The sequence below is a fragment of the Aeromonas sp. 6P genome (assembly GCF_051919525.1).
GTDB classification, from domain to species: Bacteria; Pseudomonadota; Gammaproteobacteria; order Enterobacterales; family Aeromonadaceae; genus Aeromonas; species Aeromonas veronii.
Genome location: NZ_JBQBEO010000002.1, coordinates 1,986,394 through 2,006,785, shown reverse-complemented (window position 1 = coordinate 2,006,785; position 20,392 = coordinate 1,986,394). Strand labels below are relative to the sequence as shown.

Genomic DNA, 20,392 nt, shown 5'->3' with positions numbered 1-20,392 from the left:
TGTTTCGCGATTGCTTCATTCTGGCTTTTCATCATATCCCCGGCCAGAGCTGATTTAGAAGGAACCAATTATGTCATTTATCACTACTTATTGTAGCCACTGCTTTACCAGGAACCGCCTGCCCGTTACCCATATCGATACATCTGCCAAATGCGGGCGCTGCAAAGCCCTCCTGTTCAGCCAGACCCCTTGCCTCGGGAATGCGGATAACTTCGATACCCTGATCAACTCAGACATCCCGGTCGTGGTCGATTTCTGGGCCAGCTGGTGCGGCCCCTGCCAGCAGTTTGCTCCGGTATTTCATGAGGTTGCCCATGAACTCGAACCACGGATGCGCTTTGCCAAAGTCGATACCGAGCAACAGAGCACCATTGCCGCCCGTTACGCCATTCGCAGCATCCCCACCCTGATGGTCTTCCAACAGGGCAAACTGGTGAACCAGATAAATGGCTCCTTGCCCAAGAGCATGTTCAAGCAATGGCTGGAACAGTTCATGGATGTTTGATTTATATTTCGCACATGTTTTATTTATGTGTTCATTTCCTCATTTTTATCAATGAGTATGTGAGTAGAGGCTGATTTTCAACATGTGAGTCTGTTTCAAACAAGTGAATGGATGTAATCTCGGCAACACAAAAACAACCATAAATTAACCGAGAGAACATTATGCACACATCAGCTGTACCCTCTGCTCCATCTCGCTGGCTGGACATCAAATCAGGGATCGTCATCCTGGATGTTTTGCTCCTTTGTGCCATGCTCGCCTGGCTCCCGTTTGACCCCATGGTCAACAAGGGGCTGGGCATTCTGGTCTTTATCGCCATCCTCTGGCTGACCGAAGCACTGCACGTCACCATCACCGCGCTGCTGGTACCCCTGCTGGCTACCGTGCTCGGGGTGTTTGACATGAGCAAATCCCTCACCGATTTTGCCAACCCGATCCTGTTCCTCTTTTTTGGCGGTTTCGCCCTCGCGGCAGCCCTCTCCAAACAGGGACTGGATACCCTGATGGCAGGCAAGGTGATGCACCTGGCCAATGGTCATCTGGGTTGGGGCGTCATCCTGCTCTTTACCATCACAGCCGCCATGTCGATGTGGATCAGCAACACCGCTACCACCGCCATGATGCTGCCACTGGCGATCGGTATGCTGGCACGCCTCGATAGCAAAAAAGAGCGCGCCACCTTCGTCTTCGTATTGCTGGGGATCGCCTACAGCGCCAGTATCGGTGGCATCGGTACCTTGGTGGGTAGCCCACCCAACGCCATCGCAGCCGCCCAGATGGGGATTGGCTTCACTGACTGGATGAAATTCGGTGTTCCAGTCGTGCTGATCCTGATGCCCTGCGGCATTGCCCTGCTCTATCTGGTAACCCGCCCGCGTCTCAGCCACCGCGTCGAGATCCAGGATGTCACCATCAACTGGACCCGCGAGCGTAAAGTGACGCTGGCAATCTTCCTGACCACCGTTGTGCTCTGGATCGGCTCACAACCCATCTCCAACGCCTTTGGCGGTATTCCGCAACTCGACACCCTGATTGCCATGGGCGCCATCGTAGCCATCGTGGTCAGCCGTGTCGCCAGCTGGGATGACGTCAACCAGAACACCGACTGGGGCGTACTGATGCTGTTTGGCGGCGGTCTGACCCTGAGCGCCATTCTCAAAGCCACTGGTACCAGCGCCTTCCTGGCCAGCCATCTGTCGGCCGTACTCTCCAACGCAAACATTTTTGTTGTGTTGCTTATGCTGGCCGCCTTCGTGGTGTTCCTGACCGAGCTGGTCTCCAACACCGCCACCGCCGCACTGTTGGTTCCCCTGTTTGCCGGTGTCGCCGAGGCACTGGGTGTATCACCTGTGGTGATGTCTGTGTTAATCGCTATCGGTGCCTCCTGTGCCTTTATGCTGCCAGTCGCCACGCCGCCCAATGCCATAGTCTTTGCCAGTGGCCACATCCGCCAGAGGGAGATGATGAAAGCCGGTATGGCTCTGAACGTGGTCTTTACCGTGTTGCTCGCCCTGCTGGCCTACTTCGTTGGCGATATCCTCTGATCCACCTCCCCCCAATAAACAAAAACCCCCGCATTGCGGGGGCTTTCTCATTTATAAATCCGATTAGCCGATGTTGCAGGCCTTCAGATCCCAGATCCGATCCACATAGTCCTGAATGGAGCGGTCGGAGTTGAACTTGCCCATGGTGGCCGAGTTGATGATGGCCTTCTTCGCCCACAGTGCCGGATCCCGATACCAGGTATCGATCAGCTTGTGTGCATCCGAGTAGGACTGGAAGTCCGCCAGGGTCAGGTAAGGGTCTCCCCCTTCCAGCAAGGAGCGCTTGATGGAGGCCAGTTCACCCGGACGACCAGGCGTGAAGTAGTCGGTATCAAACCAGTCCAGCACGGCTTTGAGCTCGGAATTGGCATAGTAGAAGTCGTACGGGTTGTAACCGCGCGCCTTCAGCGACTTCACTTCGTCCACGTTCAAACCGAAGATGGCACAGTTTTCGGCCCCCGCCTCTTCGGCGATCTCGATGTTGGCTCCATCCAGCGTCCCGATGGTGATTGCACCGTTGAGTGCCATCTTCATGTTGCCGGTACCGGATGCTTCATAACCGGCAGTGGAGATCTGCTCGGAGACATCTGCCGCCGGGATCAGCTTCTCGGCCAGACTCACGCGGTAGTTCGGCATGAACACCACTTTCAGCTTGCCCTGGATACGAGCATCGTTATTGACCCGATCCGCCAGCTTGTTGATGGCATAGATGATGTCTTTGGCCAGCTTGTAACCGGGCGCCGCTTTGGAGCCGAAGATAAACACGCGCGGATGCATGTCATAGTCCGGGTTGGCCAGCAGACGACGATAGAGTGCCATGATGTGAATGAGGTTCAGCTGCTGGCGCTTGTACTCGTGCAGACGCTTGATCTGAACGTCAAAGATCGCCTCGGCACTGACATCGATACCGGTTTCGTCTTTGATGACCTTGACCAGCTTCTCTTTGTTGTGACGCTTGATGGTCATGAACTGCTGCTGGAACGCCTTGTCGTCGGCAAACTTCACCACGCCACGCAGTTTGTCCAGTTGCAGCGGCCACTCCTTGCCCACTACTTCGTTGTAGAGGCCAGCCAGTTCCGGGTTGCACGCCAGCAGCCAGCGACGCGGGGTCACCCCGTTGGTCACGTTGCACATTTTTTCCGGCCACAGCTCGGCATACTCGGGGAAGAGATCTTCCTTCACCAGCTTGGAGTGGATCTCGGCCACACCGTTCACCTTGGACGAACCGATCACGCACAGGTTGCCCATGCGAACCTTGCGCACATCTCCCTCTTCGATGATGGAGAGCTTGGCTTTGATAGCATCGTTGCCCGGCCACTTGGGCTCGACCAACTCGTTCAGGAAGCGGGCGTTGATCTCGTAAATCACCTCCAGATGGCGAGGCAGTACTTTCTCGAACAGGCTGACCGACCACTTCTCCAGCGCTTCCGGCAGCAGAGTGTGGTTGGTGTAGGAGAAGACCTGATAGCAGATAGCCCAAGCGGCATCCCAGTTCAGATCTTCCTCGTCAACCAGCACCCGCATCAGTTCCGGGATGGCAACAGTCGGGTGAGTATCATTGAGCTGAATGGCAATTTGCGCGGCAAAGTTGCTGAAGTCACTGCCATGGACCCGCTTGTAGCGGCGCATGATGTCCTTGATGGAGCAAGCACAGAAGAAGTACTGCTGGATCAGACGCAGCTCTTTACCTGCATCGGTCTCATCGTTCGGATACAGCACCTTGGAGATGGTCTCGGCCTGGGCTTTCTCAGCCTGGGAGTCGATGTAACCACCGGCGTTGAACACGTCCCAGTCGAAAAACTCGGAGGCGCGGGATTCCCACAAACGCAGGATGTTGACGGTGTGACCGCCAAAACCGACCACCGGAATATCCCAAGGCACCCCTTTAATCTTGCGACCGGCGTGCCATACCTTCTTCAGGCCGCCATTGTCACCAAACACGGTCTCGACGTAGCCATAGAGCGGCACTTCTTGCACCGACTCGGGGCGGCAGATCTCCCAGGGGTTGCCATATTCACGCCAAGAATCCGGACGCTCGATCTGGCGGCCATCCTGGATTTCCTGACGGAACAGACCGTGTTCGTAGTGGATACCGTAACCAACCGCCGGATAGTTCAGAGTGGCCAGCGAGTCGATAAAGCAGGCAGCCAGACGGCCCAGACCGCCGTTGCCAAGTGCCATGTCCGGCTCTTGTTCGCACAGGTCGGTCAGTTCCAGACCGAGTTCGCCCAGCGCCTCTTCGCAAGTCTTGTAGAGGGAGAGGTTGTGCAGGTTGTTGGAAGTCAATCGTCCCATCAGGAATTCAGCAGAGAGATAGTGAATCGCACGAGTATCTTTCTTGAAATGAGTCTGCTGAGTGCGGGTCAGGCGCTCGTACACCTGTTCATTGACGGCCGCAGCAGTGGCTTTCCACCACGCTTCGGGAGAGGCTTTCTGTTCGCTTGTTCCCAAGGTAGAACGCAGGTGACGCACGATACTCGCCTTGAGCTGATCTTTATCCAGTTGGAGATCCTGGTCTGTCTTCTTCTTGGTAGTCATAAACCATATTCCTTCGTTACAAATAAAATTGTTATCCCGCTTGCGGGACCGGCGCTGTTGTTATCTCAAAATATGTACCGGCGTGAGAATACTAACTAAAGCGGCAGAATTAAAAGTTAACGCAAGTCACACTTTAACCGATAAAAACAGCCTGAAAAGCTTGAAAACCCTTTCCTTTAATTGATTGCACAAAAACAAACATTCCCTTTATTATCATAAACTTAATGAAACAATAAAAATATTCTGGCATGAATAGGTTTTCAGAGATTGCCAAGCCTTGAAAATCCCTGAAAATAGGCAGCAAGACGGCACATTGAAACCGGTTTCAATGTGCCTGAAAAATTACCGTATAAATATGAAGCAATCATTGCACCCTTAAAGATGTGCCTTGAACTGATTACTCAATGGATCGTAATGGTACCCAATCTGATCCAGACGTCCTGCCAACTGCTCTTCACTCATATCGTAATAGGCCAGCAACTCCTCCAACCCGTCACACTCAAGCCTTAGCTTCTCATTGATGATGCCCAGCAAGATGTTGGCATCAAGACGTTGCAAGGTACTGATATCCATGGCGGCACCTCCTGTAAATGACCTGTATAACCATGGGCGGTTACGCAAGGTTTGTCCATAGTACGAAAAACACCCAATCAGCTTTATATTAAATAGTGTTTAAAAACATAACCTTACTAACGACACATGCCAACACCATCACATTTTTCAGCAAAAACACCTTGTCACTGCCACAGGATAGAACTACTGTATGCACATACAGCTTGGATATTCATACAGGAACCACATATATGAACCAGCCCCTGCACTCACTGCCCTTTGCGATGAATCGTGTCATGAGCAAGCCCTGGCCAACCAGAACCGCCTGCAAAGCGGAGTTGGCTCATTATGGTGTGACTATCCAGTCTGATGATCAGTTTCTGAGCGAGCTGACAAAGCTTGGGGAGGCTCATACCGGCTGGATCTTGTTGATCGCCCCGCCGGGACGCCCCACAGTCAGCCGTCTGGAAGAGCGAGGTATCGATCCCAAGAGAGTGCTGGTGGTACATAGCCCCAAAATCAAGAACTGGCAGCAAACCCTGGAGCGCAGTCTGGGCAATGGTCACTGCGCCGCCGTATTTACCTGGCTACCCGAGCAGATCGAGCTGGATCACGTCAAGCTGCAGCGACTGGGACAGCAATCTGGCGTACTCACCCGCTTCTTTGGCGCGAAACGGACTAACCTCGGCACACCTCTGCTGGCCTATTCAGAGCAAGATATCTATCTCAACCATTAAGACAAAAAACGAACGCCTACGCAGGCTCTCCCGCGGGTCGCAGTGACAGAAGGGCGTAAACAATATGTGACCAGCGGCTTTATTTGAAAGACAAGCGTGCAACAGCCTGACGGTAGGCATCGGAGACATTTGACCCTGCTTGCTGCAAGCAGACAAACATCAAAAGATGTAACGGATCAAGAAGCAGAAAATAAAACCTGAACTGGACAATCATGCAGCCCAAGTATTCAAACCTGCGGGACTTCCTGCCCACCAGCGAACCCGTTTGAGCAATATGATGAGGCTGAAAGTCATTGCATTCATTTGAGCTGATCACGACAATTTGCCAACCGGAGTGACCCTCTCCTTGAAATACCGGGTAACAAGGGGTATAACCACGCGTTTTATCAGGTGTAATAAGTGAGCGGTATGATGCAAGCCCCCTTTTGGCAGACCAAGAGTCTGCAGCAGATGAATGAATCCGAATGGGAATCCCTCTGCGATGGTTGCGGAAAATGCTGCCTCAACAAGCTGATCGATGAAGATACCGACGAACTGGTTTTCACCAATGTCGCCTGCAATTTGCTCAACACCAAGACCTGTCAGTGCTCTGATTACGCCAATCGTTTCAAAAAAGAGCCTGACTGTCTGCAGATCACCCATGACAAGATCACCGAATATGACTGGCTCCCCTCAACCTGCGCATATCGCCTGCTGTCTGAAGGTGACGCTCTTCCAGAGTGGCATCCTCTGCTGACCGGCAGTCGTTCCGCGATGCATCAGGCTGGTCAATCCGTCCGTGGCAAAGTCATTCACGAGGATCAGGCGGGTGAATGGATCGATCACATCATCACCTGGGCCAGCTGACACGCTCAACCCGCTATTCTCCAGAGGCAAGGGCTGCACAATGTGCAGCCCTTGTTGTTTCTGCAAGCAGGGTTTGTAGCTTCACACATATCTGGCAGGCTAAACCAGACCCCCTCCCAACTGCACATTGAGAGAGGCAGAGGCAGAGGCAGAGGCAGAGGCAGAGGCAGAGGCAGAGGCAGAGGCAGAGGCAGAGGCAGAGAATGATTCCATTGTCACAGGCTTATGGGTATTGCTTGATACCCGCGATGGCGCCTCTGTTCCCCCCTTAAACCTGATCAGCTGTTCCACGAGCCATAGCAACACTGATGCAATGGCAGGCAAAGCAACCGCCTATCCCCTTAGAGCGCGAATAAAGCATAATCGCATTACAGACGGGGCCTAGATCAATCCTGGTGAGCCCCTCCCCTCGAATACCCAGTAACAACTGTGGTGGTTGCGATGGAACTGGAGGCGATTCACAGGGGATGATTACTCCCCCTGAATCGCACGCATAAAAAAACCGGCGCCTTGGCGCCGGTTTTTGCTCACTACGTCTCGATTACAGAGAAGCAGTGAAGGTACGGGTGATGACGTCTTGCTGTTGCTCTTTGGTCAAAGAGTTGAAGCGAACGGCATAACCGGATACGCGGATGGTCAACTGCGGATATTTCTCCGGGTTTTCCATGGCGTCCAGCAGCATTTCACGGTTCATCACGTTAACGTTCAGGTGCTGACCACCCTCTACGTTGGATTCGTGGTGGAAGTAACCGTCCATCAGGCCAGCCAGGTTGGCTTTCTGGGCTTCCATATCTTTACCCAGTGCGTTTGGAACGATGGAGAAGGTATAGGAGATACCATCTTTAGCGTAAGCGAACGGCAGCTTGGCTACGGAAGTCAGGGAAGCAACAGCACCTTTCTGGTCACGACCGTGCATCGGGTTTGCACCCGGACCGAACGGAGCACCAGCACGACGGCCATCCGGGGTGTTACCGGTCTTCTTACCATATACCACGTTGGAGGTGATGGTCAGAACAGACTGGGTAGCAACAGCACCACGGTAGGTGTTCAGCTTCTGAATCTTCTTCATGAAGCGCTCAACCAGGTCACAGGCGATATCATCAACGCGAGCGTCGTTGTTACCGAACTGCGGGTATTCGCCTTCGATTTCGAAGTCGATGGCAACGCCATCTTCGTCACGAATCGGCTTGACCTTGGCGTACTTGATGGCAGACAGGGAGTCAGCGGCTACGGACAGACCAGCGATACCACACGCCATGGTGCGATATACGTCACGGTCGTGCAGCGCCATCAGAGAGGCTTCGTAGCTGTACTTGTCGTGCATGTAGTGGATGATGTTCAGCGCAGCAACGTATTGCTTGGCCAGCCAATCCATGAAGTGGTCCAGACGATCCATTACGTCGTTGTAGTCGAGGTACTCGGACTTGACCATCTCGGTTTTCGGACCGACCTGGATCTTGAGCTTCTCGTCCATACCACCGTTGATTGCATACAGCATGGTCTTGGCCAGGTTGGCACGAGCACCGAAGAACTGCATCTGCTTACCAACGATCATCGGGGATACACAGCAAGCGATGGCGTAGTCATCGTTGTTGAAATCCGGACGCATCAGATCGTCGTTCTCGTACTGAACGGAAGAGGTCTCGATGGATACCTTGGCACAGTACTTCTTGAAACCGACCGGCAGCTTCTCGGACCACAGGATGGTCAGGTTCGGCTCAGGGGACGGGCCCATGGTGTACAGGGTGTTCAGCATACGGAAGCTGTTCTTGGTGACCAGAGTACGGCCATCAACGCCCATACCAGCCAGGGTCTCGGTCGCCCACATCGGGTCGCCGGAGAACAGTGAATCGTATTCCGGAGTACGCAGGAAGCGAACCATACGCAGCTTCATGACCATGTGGTCCATCAGCTCCTGGGCTTCTTGCTCGGTGATCAGGCCTTTCTGCAGGTCACGCTCGATGTAGATGTCCAGGAAGCTGGAGGTACGACCGAAGGACATGGCTGCACCGTTCTGGGACTTGACTGCCGCCAGGTAGGCGAAGTAGGTCCACTGTACGGCTTCTTTAGCGTTCTTGGCCGGTACGGAGATATCGCAACCGTACTTGGCAGCCATCACCTTCATCTGTGCCAAGGCACGGTGCTGCTCGGAGATCTCTTCGCGCAGACGGATGGTGGCTTCCAGGTTGACGCCGTTTTCCAGGTCAGCTTGCAGGGACTTGAACTGGGCCAGTTTGTCGGCCATCAGGAAGTCAACACCGTACAGAGCAACACGACGGTAGTCACCGATGATACGGCCACGGCCGTAGGCATCCGGCAGACCGGTGATAACACCAGACTTGCGGCAGTTCAGGATGTCTTTGGTGTAAACGTCAAACACGCCCTGGTTGTGAGTCTTGCGGTATTCAGTGAAGATCTTCTCGACCATCGGGTCCAGTTGACGACCGTACACTTCGCAAGAAGTTTTAACCATCTTGATACCGCCGTTGGCGATGATGGCGCGCTTCAGCGGCTTGTCAGTCTGCAGACCAACGATCTGCTCCAGGCTCTGATCGATATAACCGGCATCGTGTGCGGTAATGGTGGAGGGCAGGTCAGTATCAAAATCAACCGGCGCATGAGTGCGGTTCTCGATTTTGATCCCTTCCATGACCTTGTCCCACAGCTTGGTGGTCGCTTCGGTCGCGCCAGCCAGGAAGGACTCGTCACCTTCATACGGGGTGTAGTTCTTCTGGATGAAGTCACGGGTGTTGACAGAGGTCTGCCATTCACCGGCCGCGAAGCCTTCCCATGCTTTTTGGAACTGTTCGTTAAGTTCTGCCATTTTTCATTACCTCACACGGTATTGATGTAGTATCCCGCAATCATCCTTAATGATGACGACGGAAGATAAACCAGTAAGTCAGACCAACCATCACGCCACCACCGATGATATTGCCGATGGTCACGGGGATGAGGTTGTGTAGGACGAAGTTGGATACGGTCAGGTCAGCAAAGGTTGCCGGATCCTGGCCGATGGCCTGCCAAAATTCCGGACTAGCCACGCTGTGGATAGCGATACCAACCGGAATCATAAACATGTTTGCGATGCTGTGCTCGAAACCTGAAGCAACGAACATGGCAACCGGCAGCAGCATAACCACTACCTTGTCAGTCGCGCTGCGGGCACCAAAGGCCATCCAGGCAGCAAGGCATACCATCAGGTTACAGAGGATACCCAGCGCCACCGCTTCGAAGAAGGTGTGGTGAATTTTGTGTTGGGCCACGTTGAGGGCGTTAAGGCCCCACTGGCCGTCTGCTGCCGTGTACTCGGCAGAAACGATGATCAGCGCCACCATCAGCAGACCGCCAATCAGGTTGCCGAAGTAGACCAGACCCCAGTTCTTGAGCAGCTGAGCCCAGCTGATGCGATTGGCAGCCTTGGCCACCAGCGTCAGGGTGGTGGAGGTGAACAGCTCGGCACCGAGCAGCACACAGAGAATAAGTCCGAGAGAGAAGCAGAGACCGCCCACCAACTTGGCCATACCCCAAGGCATGGAGCCGGTTCCGGTCGTCACTGTGATGTAGAAGATAAATGCGATGGCGATGAAAGCGCCTGCGGTGATGGCCAGTGGAATGACCTTGTATGCCGGCTTGGTAGCCTTGGCATAGGTGATGTCTTCAGCCAGTGCAGCGATGGCTTCGGGCTTGAGACAATCGAATGGAGATTCAGCTTTCAATTATTTTCTACCTGAATGTTTTGCCTGTTGAAATCATAACAAAGGGCCTAATAGCCAAAATTGACATTGATCAAGTTTATCAGAGTGCGAATGTAATTTTACTACAAATATTTTAGTGCGATGGCTACGCCACTTTACACCAGGTATCAGCTGAAACAGAAATATCACATTTTTAATGCAATGATTTTAAAGAATTTATTTTCGATCATGGAAATATGGTATTGGCAAGATATCTTTGCAGATCGACAGCACATCCCCTGCCCTGCCATCACCCCCCTTAGGGGTATTTTTTGTTTTTTATTTCATCTTTGAATAACAATCCCGTGCCTTGCCGCACGATAAACAGAAGGGGCCACACGGCCCCTTCCTTTACAGCAACGATCACGCCCAGTGATGGGCTCGCTTGGCCTTCTGCAGCTTCTCGTAGGCCGCCAGCAGCTTCTGGTGCAGCGGGAACTGGGAGAGCGACAGGTCGGCCGCCTCCAGCCCGTGGAAGCGTGCTTCGCCAGTGGCGTTGGCCCATGCCTGTGCCAGCGTCTCTTCGCCATACATGCGAGTGAAGACGGCGCGATACTGCTCCGGATCCCGCTCCTCGTCGAGGAACAACTCGACGCAGGCACGCAGGGCGCGGTAGTAGCTGGCACGCTCGGCAGTAAACACCGACTGGTTGAACTCCATGGTCCAGTCGATGAGATCCAGTGCGGTCTCCAGCTCACCGGCGGCCAGCGCCAGCATGGCTTTCAGCTCGCCAACGCGCAGGGTGTGCAGCGCGGTCCCCTTGGCAGCAGCGATGCCCAGCAGCTCGCGTACACGGGTGCGCTCGTCGTGCCCCTCTTCATCCAGTTGATCAAACAACGCCATGTACTGCTCGGCATCCCAATCAAGTGATGGCAGTGCCAGGATCACTTCGCGCAGGTTGGCGCCCATGTTGTTGTTGGCCAGCAGCAGATCTTCGGCCGGATAGATGTCGGACATGCCCGGCACCAGAATGCGGCAGGCGTAGACACCCAGATGCTCGTAGTCGGCGATATAGACCGGCTGCTCCAGCTCATGGAAGATGCCGATCAGGTGATCGAACTCCTCCTGCGAGGTGCCACGGAAGTCCCAGTCGGCAAACTCGAAGTCCGCATCCTGCTTGAACAGATCCCAGCTGATAAGGCCCGAGGAGTCGATGAAGTGGGTCTCGAGGTTGTGGTGATCCGCCACCTGCTCGTTGTCGAATGACGGCGGCACAAACACGTCGAGATCCTTGAGACCGCGGCCCTGCAGCAGCTCGGTGACGGTACGCTCGAAGGCCACTTCGAAGCGCGGGTGGGCACCGAAGGAGGCAAAGCAGGTGCCATTGCTCGGATTGAGCAGCACCACGCAGATGACCGGATAACGGCCACCCAGAGAGGCATCGAAGCTGTAAATGGGGAAGCCTTCCGCTTCGAGCGCCGCGATGGAGGCGGCAATCCCCGGATAACGGGCAATGACCTCGTCCGGGATCAACGGCAGGCTGATGGCCTCGGCGATGATCTTGTTCTTCACGTGGCGCTCGAACACCTCGGAGAGCGCCTGGGTGCGCGCTTCGGTCTTGGTGTTGCCAGCGCTCATGCCGTTGGAGACATAGAGGTTGCCGATGATGTTCATCGGGATGTAGACGGTCTCGTGATCGGACTGACGCTCGAACGGCAGGGCGACGATACCGCGCTCTTCGTTGTTTGACTGCAGATCCACCAGCATGTCGGCGGTCACTTCACCGTCCGGGTTGTAGAACTTGCGGGTGAAGCTGTCGAGCAGACCGGCCGGGAACTGGTCACCCTCGATGGGGAACCACTTTTCGTTCGGGTAGTGAACGAAATCGCCGTTGGCGACCTGCTCGCCCAGATAGAAGTCGGCGAAGAAGTAGTTGGTGGAGAGACGCTCGAAATATTCGCCAAGGGCGGAAGCGAGGGCTGCCTTCTTGCTGGCACCCTTGCCATTGGTAAAGCAGAGGGGGCACTCTTTGTCCCGAATATGCACCGACCAGACGTTCGGCACGGGGTTGAGCCAGGAGGCCTCTTCGATATCAAACCCTAAGGCTTGCAGCTTGGTCTGGAAGCGTTCGATGGAGTCTTCCAGCGCCGCGTCCTTGCCGGGAATAAAAGTGTGGTCAGTCATCACGATATCCTGATTTTTATTGGCTCATGTTCGGCCGCAGATAATAGCAGGGGTCGCCGACTTTGGCAGGACAAAATCGAGTCAATGAGTTCTCCAGAAAAATGAAGTCATCGCGTGAATGACAACGACCACCGAGATCCTGCCGGCACCTTGCATCGCAGACAAAACTGATCCAGTGATCCACACAGGCTCACAAAACCTCCATCGAGCCCTCGTCGATCGCCGTATTTAGCACGCCTCCCAACCAGTGAATGAACGCCAGAACCCTAGGTGAGAGCTGGCGACGATGCGCATAGAGCGCATGAACGGGCAAGGGAGGTGCCTGCCACTGGGGCAGCACCATGACCAGTTTTCCACTGGCGAGCAGCTCTTCTACTCCGATTCGCGGCATCTGGATGATCCCTAACCCCGCCAGTGCAGCTGCCAGATAGGTTTCACTGTCGTTTACCGTGAGCGCTCCGGTCATCGCCAGTACGGCGCGGGAACCATCGCTCTGCTGGTACTCAAAACCGGCTTCGCGGCCACCTGACACGGAGCCATAGTGGATCAACCGGTGCCCAGCCAGATCGGTCAACGTTTCTGGTACACCATAACGAGTCAGGTAAGCCGCGCTGGCACAATTGATTTGACGATAGTGGCCCAGTGGACGAGCTACCAGGCTGGAGGATTCCAGCGCCCCCATCCGCACCACACAGTCGAAGCCTTCGCGCACCAGATCGACCCGCCGATCTGTACTGCTCAGCATCAGCTGCAAGTCAGGGTGGTCCGCCAGAAAAGCAGGCAATGCCGGTATGACCAAATGGCGAGCCATCCGACTCGGCATATCCACCCGCAGCTGGCCGCTGAGCCGTCCCCCGTGCCGAAACAGCCCATTAAACTCCTCCATATCGGCCAGCAACTCCTGACAACGGGCATAACAGAGCTGCCCATCAGTGGTCAGTTGTACCCGCCTGGTAGTGCGATGGAGCAAACGAGTTCCCATCTGTTCCTCCAACCGCCGAATCGCTGCGGAAAGCGTTGCCTTGGGGATACCCAGTTGCTCGGCGCTGCGGGTGAAGCTCTCAAGCTCAGCCACCCGTATAAACAATCTCATCGCATCAAGTTGATCCATGGCCTCATTGTCAATGTAAACGGAACAGTGCATTCATTATTACCGGCTTTATCCATCACACAAGCACTAATAGAGTGATAACACATGCTCAGACCGAGCCCTCCCCACTCTTGATAGGAGTTGAACCATGACCCTTCCCATCGCTCTCATTACTGGTGCCAGCCGCGGCCTCGGTAAGCACTCGGCACTGGCCCTCGCAGCCAAAGGCGTCGACCTCATTCTCACTTACCGCAGTCAGGCGGAAGAGGCGGCAGCCGTGGTGGCACAAGCCAATGCACTCGGCGTAAAGGCTCATGCCCTACCGCTCGATGTGGCCGACTGTGCCTCCTTTGCAGCCTTCGCCGTTGAAGTACATCAACTGTTGCAACGGGAGTGGCAACGCGAACAGTTCGATTTTCTGGTCAACAATGCCGGGATCGGCATCCACGCCAGCTTTGATCAGACCACTGAGGAGCAGTTCGATACCCTTGTGAACATTCAGCTTAAGGGTACTTTCTTTGTAACCCAGCAGCTGTTACCTCTGATCCGCGATGGTGGCCGGATCATCAATATTTCAACCGGCCTAACCCGTTTTGCCCTACCGGGCTACGCCGCTTACGCGGCCATGAAGGGAGGAGTAGAAGTGCTGACCCGCTATCTGGCCAAGGAGCTTGGTCCACGGAGGATCGCCGTCAACGTGGTGGCCCCTGGTGCTATCGAGACCGATTTTGGCGGCGGTGTAGTGCGGGACAATCAGGCAGTCAACGACTTCATTGCCAGCCAAACAGCACTTGGACGAGTCGGCCAGCCCGATGACATCGGCGGGGTGATTGCAGCCCTGCTCTCGGATGACAATCGTTGGATCAATGCCCAGCGCATTGAAGCTTCGGGAGGAATGTTCCTCTAGCATCCCACGGCCAGTGCAGGTCAAAACATGCCATGCAAAAGGCCCTGACAGGAGCCAGGGCCTTTTCGTATGACAAGCCAAGGAGATATGTTAAAGCACCTTGCCGCCTGAAGTGATGACCGCCTGATACCAGTGGAAGCTCGCTTTCTTGATCCGGCGAAGGGAGCCCCCCTGCTCGTCACGATCCACATAGACGAACCCGTAACGCTTCTGGTAGCCGTTGAGCCAGCTCAGGATGTCGGTGAACGACCAGGCGCAGTAGCCGAGCAATTCCACCCCATCCTGCATCGCCTCCTGGCACGCCTTGACGTGGCTGCGCAGGTAATCGATACGGTACTCATCGTTCACCTTTTCGCCCGCCTCCAGCTTGTCGAACTCGCCAAGACCGTTCTCGGTGATCATCAGCGGCAGGCCATAGCGGGAAGAGAGGCGACGCAGGGCGATACGCATCCCGGTCGGATCGATGGCCCAGTCCCAGTTGCTGGTCTCAAGGTACGGATTGGGCGCCGTCTTGTAGAGGCCGGGGATGCCGCTCGATGGCGTAGTACCCTTCTTGCCGGTGGTGTTGATCCGCTGCAGGGTCTGACCGCCCAAGGGGTTATCTGTGTAGGTCAGGGTGTAGTAGTAGTTGACGCCGATGTAGTCGGGCGTCCCCTCGCGCAGCAACTCCATATCGCCCGGCAGGATCTCCGGCGCCTCGCCGTTTTCTCGCAAGTAAGCGAGCGCCGCCTGCGGATAGCGGCCAAAGCAGTAGGCATCCAACCACCAGAGGTTGTTGAACTCCTCGGCGTTCTCATAGGCCAGCATATCTTTCGGATCGCACGACGCCGGATAGGCAGGGGAGTAGGCAAAGCTCGGGCCGATGAGGCCATTTGGCACATGCTGGCGAAAGGCCTTGATCACTCGGGCATTGGCCAGAAACGCGATGTGGTTGGCGGCAAAGAAGCGCTTGCGATCCTGCACGGCAGGCGGATGGGTGCCGAGCTGATAGGCGTTGGTCAGGTTGTAATTCTGCTCGTTGAGAGAGACCCAGTACTTCACCTTGCCGGCAAAGCGCTGATAGAGGGTCACGCAGTAGCGCTCGAAATCCTCGATAATGCGTCGGTCTTCCCAGCCGCCGTACTCATCTTGCAGCGCCTGCGGCAGATCCCAGTGATAAAGGGTCAGTATCGGCTCGATCTGGTGGGCCAAGAGGGTGTCGATCAGCTTCTCGTAGAAGGCCAGACCCGCCTCGTTCACCTCCCCCCGACCGGTGGGATAGATGCGTGGCCAGCTCACCGAGAAGCGGTAGGCCTTGAGCCCCATCTCGGCCATCAGCGCCACGTCCTCTTCCATGCGGTGGTAGTGATCCACCGCCACATCGCCGTTGCTCCCCTCAAAGGTCTTGCCCGGCAGCTTGGTGAAGAGATCCCACACCGAGGGCCCCTTGCCATCGGCATTCCAGCCCCCCTCCACCTGATAGGCAGCGGAGGCGGCGCCCCACAGAAAATCGCTCGGGAAGTCGTTGAACTTGTGGTGATGCATCTGGTGTTGCTCCTTCTGCGCTGATGGTGTCAGCCATCTCTGATAACTCGGCGCCCCCTGTCGGGGCGCCCGAAATGAATTGGCATAAGCATCCATCACTTCTAAAATTCCGTCCAATGACAAATTTGACCACTCAACATTCCCAACAGGAATGAAAGGAGCCCTGATGGAGCTACGGGATCTGAAAGCCTTCGTCACTCTGGGGGAGGTGCTGCACTTCGGCCAGGCAGCGGTGCGTCAGCACGTTACCCAGTCGGCCCTGAGCAAACAGATCAGGCGGCTGGAGGAGGAGCTGGGCGGCGAGCTGTTCGAGCGCAACGCCAGTACCACTCGCCTCACCGGACTGGGCAGGGCGCTGTATGAAGATGCCCGCGCTGTGGTCATCCAGAGCGAGCAGCTCTCGCGCACCGCCCGCGACGTGCTGGCGGGCAATGTCGGCACCCTGCGTATCGGCTTTGGTGTGGCCACCAAGATCCTGGTGCCCGCCGCCATCGCCCGCTTTCGCGCCGAGCGGCCGAAAGTGACCATCGAGCTCAACGATCTCTCCACCCACCACCAGCTACTGGCGCTCAGTGAAGGCAAGCTGGATCTCGGTTTTTGCCGCCTGCCCGCCCCCAAGGGGTGGCACGCCCTGCCGGTGGTCGAAGCCCACTTTGTCGCCGTGCTGCCCGCCAGCTACCGCGATGTGAGCGAGTTGGCGGATCTGGTGGACAAGCCGCTGGCGATCCTGCGTCGGGACAAGGCGCCGTCGTTTTACGATCACCTGATGAACTATCTGGCCCAGAGCGGGCTGCGTTTTCGCGATATCCAGTACGTCAACGACTTCGCCGCTGGCGTCGCCACCGCGGCGGCAGAGATCGCCTGGACCCTGGTCCCCTCCTCCACCACCATAGAGCACCCGGATGTGCTCACCCTCCCCCTCAGAGATGGGGAAGCCTGCTGGACCATTGGCCTTATCCGTCCGCCCCACAGCAAGGGGCCCTTGATCGATGCCTTCTGGGCAACCATTTCTGATATGACGCCAAGATAGACACGCCCTTGGCAAACCGCAGATGGCGGCCGCGCATCAACGATAGCGTTCGACGATACGCGCCAACTCGCCGCTTTGTCGCAACCGTTGCAGGGCTCGGTTGAACTCGGTTATCCGGGTATTGAAGCGGGAGTGCTTGCCGATGCAGAGATTGAACGGGGTAGCGTCAAGCTGCAGCGGCACCTCGACCACCTGCCCGGAGAGACCCAGCTGGTTGAGTTTGAAACGTGCCACCAGTGGGTCGGTCACCATCAGATCCCCCCGACCCGCCGCCAGCATTTTGAAAACGTTATCAACATTGATGGTGTGATGAACGGTGAAGCCCGCCAGGTTCTCCTTGCCCCAGCCGTTACCGAAATAGTCGAGAAAGGTAAGCGATTTGAAGTCGCTCAAGCGGTTGGCACGCTGAAATTCCGCCATGCGGGGATGGGCACGCTGGGTAAAAATGGTTAGCACAGTGGTGGTGACCGGCTCTTCCACAACCAGGGTATAGCTGCGCCGCTCCCGGGTAGCGATGGTGACAAAGCCATCGGCCTGCGCCATCCGCACCAGTTTTTGCGCCCGTTGCCACGGATAACCTTCATGGCGCACCCGCAGCCCCATCTGCGCAACCACCCGATCCATCACGTCGATCATCAGCCCGCGCATCCTGCCCTGTTCGTCACGCCACGAATATGGGGCAAAGTCGTCAAAGTAGACCAGCTTCAACTCGGCCGCTGGCGCCGCCCATGCACTCTGCCACACCAGCAATCCCCACAGGATTGCGCTCCCCAGACTGACTCTCATGGCCGCGACTCCATCCACTTCTGCCAACTCTGAGCCTAGTGCAAAGCGGGCTGCGGCAAGGCTCAGAAGCCAGTGGAAAAAGTGGCCAACGAAAAAGAGAGAGGAAGCAGTGGCTTCCCCTCTCTCGTTCGTTTGTCAGCACGCCACCTTACCGATGGCAGTCACGGCTTGCCGGTTACGCCAGCTCGGCCCGCAGCGCCCTGGTGGCATCGACCATCACCTTGAGGGCGGCTTCCGTCTCTTCCCAGCCGCGGGTCTTGAGGCCGCAATCCGGGTTGACCCAGAGCCGCTCGGCCGGGATCTGCTTGGCCGCCTTGCGCAGCAACCCCTCAATCCAGCTCTGGCTCGGCACGTTCGGCGAGTGGATGTCGTAGACGCCCGGGCCAATCTCGTTGGGGTAGTTGAAGCGCTCGAACGCTTCGAGCAGCTGCATCTGGCTGCGGCTGGTCTCGATGGTGATCACATCCGCATCCAGCGCCGCCACCGCCTCGATGATGAGGTTGAAATCGCTGTAACACATGTGGGTGTGGATCTGGGTGCGGTCCGCCACCGGGCTTGCGCTCAGACGGAAGGCGCACACCGCCCAGTCGAGATAGGCCTGATGATCCTGCTTGCGCAGGGGCAAGCCTTCGCGGATCGCCGGTTCGTCGATCTGGATGATCTTGATGCCGGCGGCTTCCAGATCTGCCACCTCGTCGCGAATGGCCAGCCCGATTTGCAGGGCGGACTGCTCGCGGCTCACGTCTTCGCGCGGGAAGGACCAGCAGAGGATGGTCACAGGGCCAGTCAGCATCCCCTTGACCGGCTTGTCGGTCAGGCTCTGGGCAAATCGGGTCCATTCGAGCGTCATGGGAGTCGGGCGGTCAATATCGCGGGTGATCACCGGCGGCTTGACGCAGCGTGAGCCATAGCTCTGTACCCAGCCGAAGCGGGTGATGGCAAAGCCATCCAGCAGCTCACCGAAATACTCCACCATGTCGTTTCGCTCGGCCTCACCATGAACCAGCACGTCCAGCCCGATGGCCTCCTGACGCGCGATGGCATCGCGGATCTCGGCCTTAATGCCCGCCTCGTAGGCGCTGTCATCGATGCGACCGGCGCGCCAATCCTGCCGCAACACCCGGATCTGGGAGGTCTGCGGGAAGGAGCCGATGGTGGTGGTGGGCAGCAGCGGCAGCTTGAGATCCGAGCGCTGCAGCTCGGCCCTGACCGGATAGGGGCTGTGGCGATCAAAATCGCTGTTGGTGAGGCTGGCGAGCCGTGACTGCACCGCTTTTTTGTGCACCCGGCTGTCGGACTCCCGATCCACGATGGGCTGGCTGTAGGCGGTGATTTTGTCGAGCTCGCCCCCATCCAGATACTCTCTGAGCAGTCCCAGCTCGAAACATTTTTGCAAGGCGAAGGCGAACCAGCTGCGGGTCTGCGGATCCAGCTCCTGCTCCAGAGTCAAATCCACCGGGCTATGCAGCAATGAGCAGGATGAGGCCACCCAGAGCCGCTCGCCGAGTTTGGCTTTCAGTGCCTTCAGAGTCGGCGCCAGCTTGGCCAGATTGGCACGCCAGACGTTGCGGCCGTTGATCACCCCGGCGGAGATGACCCACTGGGCAGGCAAATGCGGCACCAGGGTCTCCAGCTGCTCGGGGGCGGCCACCAGATCCAGATGCAGGCCATCTACCTTGAGGCTGGTGATGATGTCGCGCTGATGGGCCACCGAACCGAAATAGGTGGTGAGCAGCAGCTTGCAGGGGCCCGCGAGGCGCTCGTAGGCGTTGAGGTAGGCCAGCCGCCACTCGTCCGGCAGGTCCAGCGTCAGCGCAGGTTCATCGATCTGTACCCACTCCACTCCCTGGGCGGCCAACTTGGCCAGGATCTCCTGATAGACAATCAGCAGGCGATCGAGCAGTTCAAGGCGGGAGAAGCCGCTCTCTTTCTCCTTGCCGAGCCACAGGTAGGAGACCGGCCCCAGCAGCACCGCCTTGACCGGCAGCCCCAGCGCTTTGGCCTCTTCGACCTCGTCAAACAGCTGGCTCCAGCCCAGCTTGAAGCGCTGATCACGGCTGAATTCCGGCACCAGATAGTGATAGTTGGTGTTGAACCATTTGGTCATCTCGGCGGCGGCGGCCGCCGGGCCGGTCGGCGCACGGCCGCGGGCCACCCGGAACAGGGTGTCGAGATCGGTCTCGCCATGACGGTGACGGGCAGGCACCGCATCCACCAGCAGGCTGGTACCGAGCACCTGATCGTACCAGGCGAAGTCGCCCACCGGCAGCAGATTGACCCCGGCGCCGTGCTGGGCCTGCCAGTGGCGCTCACGCAGCGTCTTGCCCACGGCAACGAGTTCGGCCTGAGTGGTCTCGCCACGCCAGTAGGATTCGAGGGCAAATTTCAACTCGCGCTTGGCGCCGATACGGGGGAAGCCCAGGGTGTGTGCTCGTGTCATAGGTTCATTTCCTTATGCTCATTCATCTGATG

The 20,392-nt window shown here is 56.7% G+C and carries 15 protein-coding genes; 6 read left to right on the top strand and 9 right to left on the bottom strand.

Annotated elements, in window-relative coordinates; genetic code table 11:
- The first annotated feature begins 70 nt into the window (after positions 1 to 70).
- Both trxC and ACTG2J_RS09445 read left to right on the top strand, forming a co-directional pair.
- Positions 71 to 505, top strand: a complete 435-nt coding sequence (trxC, locus tag ACTG2J_RS09450) for a thioredoxin TrxC (RefSeq protein ID WP_005352560.1) — start codon at positions 71 to 73, stop codon at positions 503 to 505.
- A 161-nt stretch (positions 506 to 666) separates the two neighbouring features.
- Positions 667 to 2,049, top strand: a complete 1,383-nt coding sequence (locus tag ACTG2J_RS09445) for an SLC13 family permease (protein ID WP_005333606.1) — start codon at positions 667 to 669, stop codon at positions 2,047 to 2,049.
- A gap of 63 nt (positions 2,050 to 2,112) precedes the next feature.
- Here ACTG2J_RS09445 and ACTG2J_RS09440 read toward each other — a convergent pair whose 3' ends face one another.
- The gene (locus ACTG2J_RS09440) at positions 2,113 to 4,587 is read right to left on the bottom strand and encodes a glycogen/starch/alpha-glucan phosphorylase (RefSeq protein WP_439997424.1); all 2,475 of its coding nucleotides are present in this window, start codon (positions 4,585 to 4,587) and stop codon (positions 2,113 to 2,115) included.
- A gap of 375 nt (positions 4,588 to 4,962) precedes the next feature.
- A complete protein-coding gene (locus ACTG2J_RS09435) occupies positions 4,963 to 5,160 on the bottom strand; it encodes a DUF4250 domain-containing protein (protein ID WP_005333612.1) in 198 nt (65 codons plus the stop codon).
- A 230-nt stretch (positions 5,161 to 5,390) separates the two neighbouring features.
- Between ACTG2J_RS09435 and ACTG2J_RS09430 the strand changes: the two genes are divergently transcribed.
- Both ACTG2J_RS09430 and ACTG2J_RS09425 read left to right on the top strand, forming a co-directional pair.
- Positions 5,391 to 5,876: a hypothetical protein gene (locus ACTG2J_RS09430; RefSeq protein ID WP_064335890.1), complete on the top strand. Its 486-nt coding sequence runs from the start codon at positions 5,391 to 5,393 to the stop codon at positions 5,874 to 5,876.
- 411 nt (positions 5,877 to 6,287) lie between these two features.
- Entirely contained in the window at positions 6,288 to 6,722 is a 435-nt protein-coding gene (locus tag ACTG2J_RS09425) for a YcgN family cysteine cluster protein (protein WP_322112500.1), read from the top strand.
- Between the two features lie 541 nt (positions 6,723 to 7,263).
- Here the strand turns inward: ACTG2J_RS09425 and pflB are convergent.
- The 4 genes from pflB to ACTG2J_RS09405 all read right to left on the bottom strand — a co-directional run bounded on the left by pflB (position 7,264) and on the right by ACTG2J_RS09405 (position 13,694).
- The gene (gene pflB / locus ACTG2J_RS09420) at positions 7,264 to 9,546 is read right to left on the bottom strand and encodes a formate C-acetyltransferase (protein WP_005352571.1); all 2,283 of its coding nucleotides are present in this window, start codon (positions 9,544 to 9,546) and stop codon (positions 7,264 to 7,266) included.
- A 46-nt stretch (positions 9,547 to 9,592) separates the two neighbouring features.
- Complete coding sequence (focA, locus tag ACTG2J_RS09415) at positions 9,593 to 10,441, bottom strand: formate transporter FocA (RefSeq protein ID WP_429193779.1); 849 nt, start codon at positions 10,439 to 10,441, stop codon at positions 9,593 to 9,595.
- Between the two features lie 381 nt (positions 10,442 to 10,822).
- The gene (ycaO, locus tag ACTG2J_RS09410) at positions 10,823 to 12,583 is read right to left on the bottom strand and encodes a 30S ribosomal protein S12 methylthiotransferase accessory factor YcaO (protein ID WP_103251413.1); all 1,761 of its coding nucleotides are present in this window, start codon (positions 12,581 to 12,583) and stop codon (positions 10,823 to 10,825) included.
- 190 nt (positions 12,584 to 12,773) lie between these two features.
- The gene (locus ACTG2J_RS09405; RefSeq protein ID WP_113740037.1) at positions 12,774 to 13,694 is read right to left on the bottom strand and encodes a LysR family transcriptional regulator; all 921 of its coding nucleotides are present in this window, start codon (positions 13,692 to 13,694) and stop codon (positions 12,774 to 12,776) included.
- 127 nt (positions 13,695 to 13,821) lie between these two features.
- On the opposite strand from ACTG2J_RS09405, the gene ACTG2J_RS09400 reads away from it, so the two are divergent.
- Entirely contained in the window at positions 13,822 to 14,580 is a 759-nt protein-coding gene (locus ACTG2J_RS09400; RefSeq protein ID WP_069556261.1) for an SDR family NAD(P)-dependent oxidoreductase, read from the top strand.
- A 90-nt stretch (positions 14,581 to 14,670) separates the two neighbouring features.
- Here ACTG2J_RS09400 and ACTG2J_RS09395 read toward each other — a convergent pair whose 3' ends face one another.
- Positions 14,671 to 16,104, bottom strand: a complete 1,434-nt coding sequence (locus tag ACTG2J_RS09395) for a glycoside hydrolase family 1 protein (protein WP_439997423.1) — start codon at positions 16,102 to 16,104, stop codon at positions 14,671 to 14,673.
- Between the two features lie 166 nt (positions 16,105 to 16,270).
- Here ACTG2J_RS09395 and ACTG2J_RS09390 point away from each other — a divergent pair, with 166 nt between their 5' ends.
- Positions 16,271 to 17,134, top strand: coding sequence for a LysR substrate-binding domain-containing protein (locus tag ACTG2J_RS09390; protein ID WP_439997422.1), 864 nt, complete (start codon positions 16,271 to 16,273; stop codon positions 17,132 to 17,134).
- 36 nt (positions 17,135 to 17,170) lie between these two features.
- On the opposite strand, the gene ACTG2J_RS09385 is transcribed toward ACTG2J_RS09390, so the two are convergent.
- Positions 17,171 to 17,920, bottom strand: a complete 750-nt coding sequence (locus tag ACTG2J_RS09385) for a substrate-binding periplasmic protein (RefSeq protein WP_257687632.1) — start codon at positions 17,918 to 17,920, stop codon at positions 17,171 to 17,173.
- Positions 17,921 to 18,095: 175 nt separating this feature from the next.
- The gene (metE, locus tag ACTG2J_RS09380) at positions 18,096 to 20,360 is read right to left on the bottom strand and encodes a 5-methyltetrahydropteroyltriglutamate--homocysteine S-methyltransferase (protein WP_439997421.1); all 2,265 of its coding nucleotides are present in this window, start codon (positions 20,358 to 20,360) and stop codon (positions 18,096 to 18,098) included.
- Positions 20,361 to 20,392 lie beyond the last annotated feature (32 nt).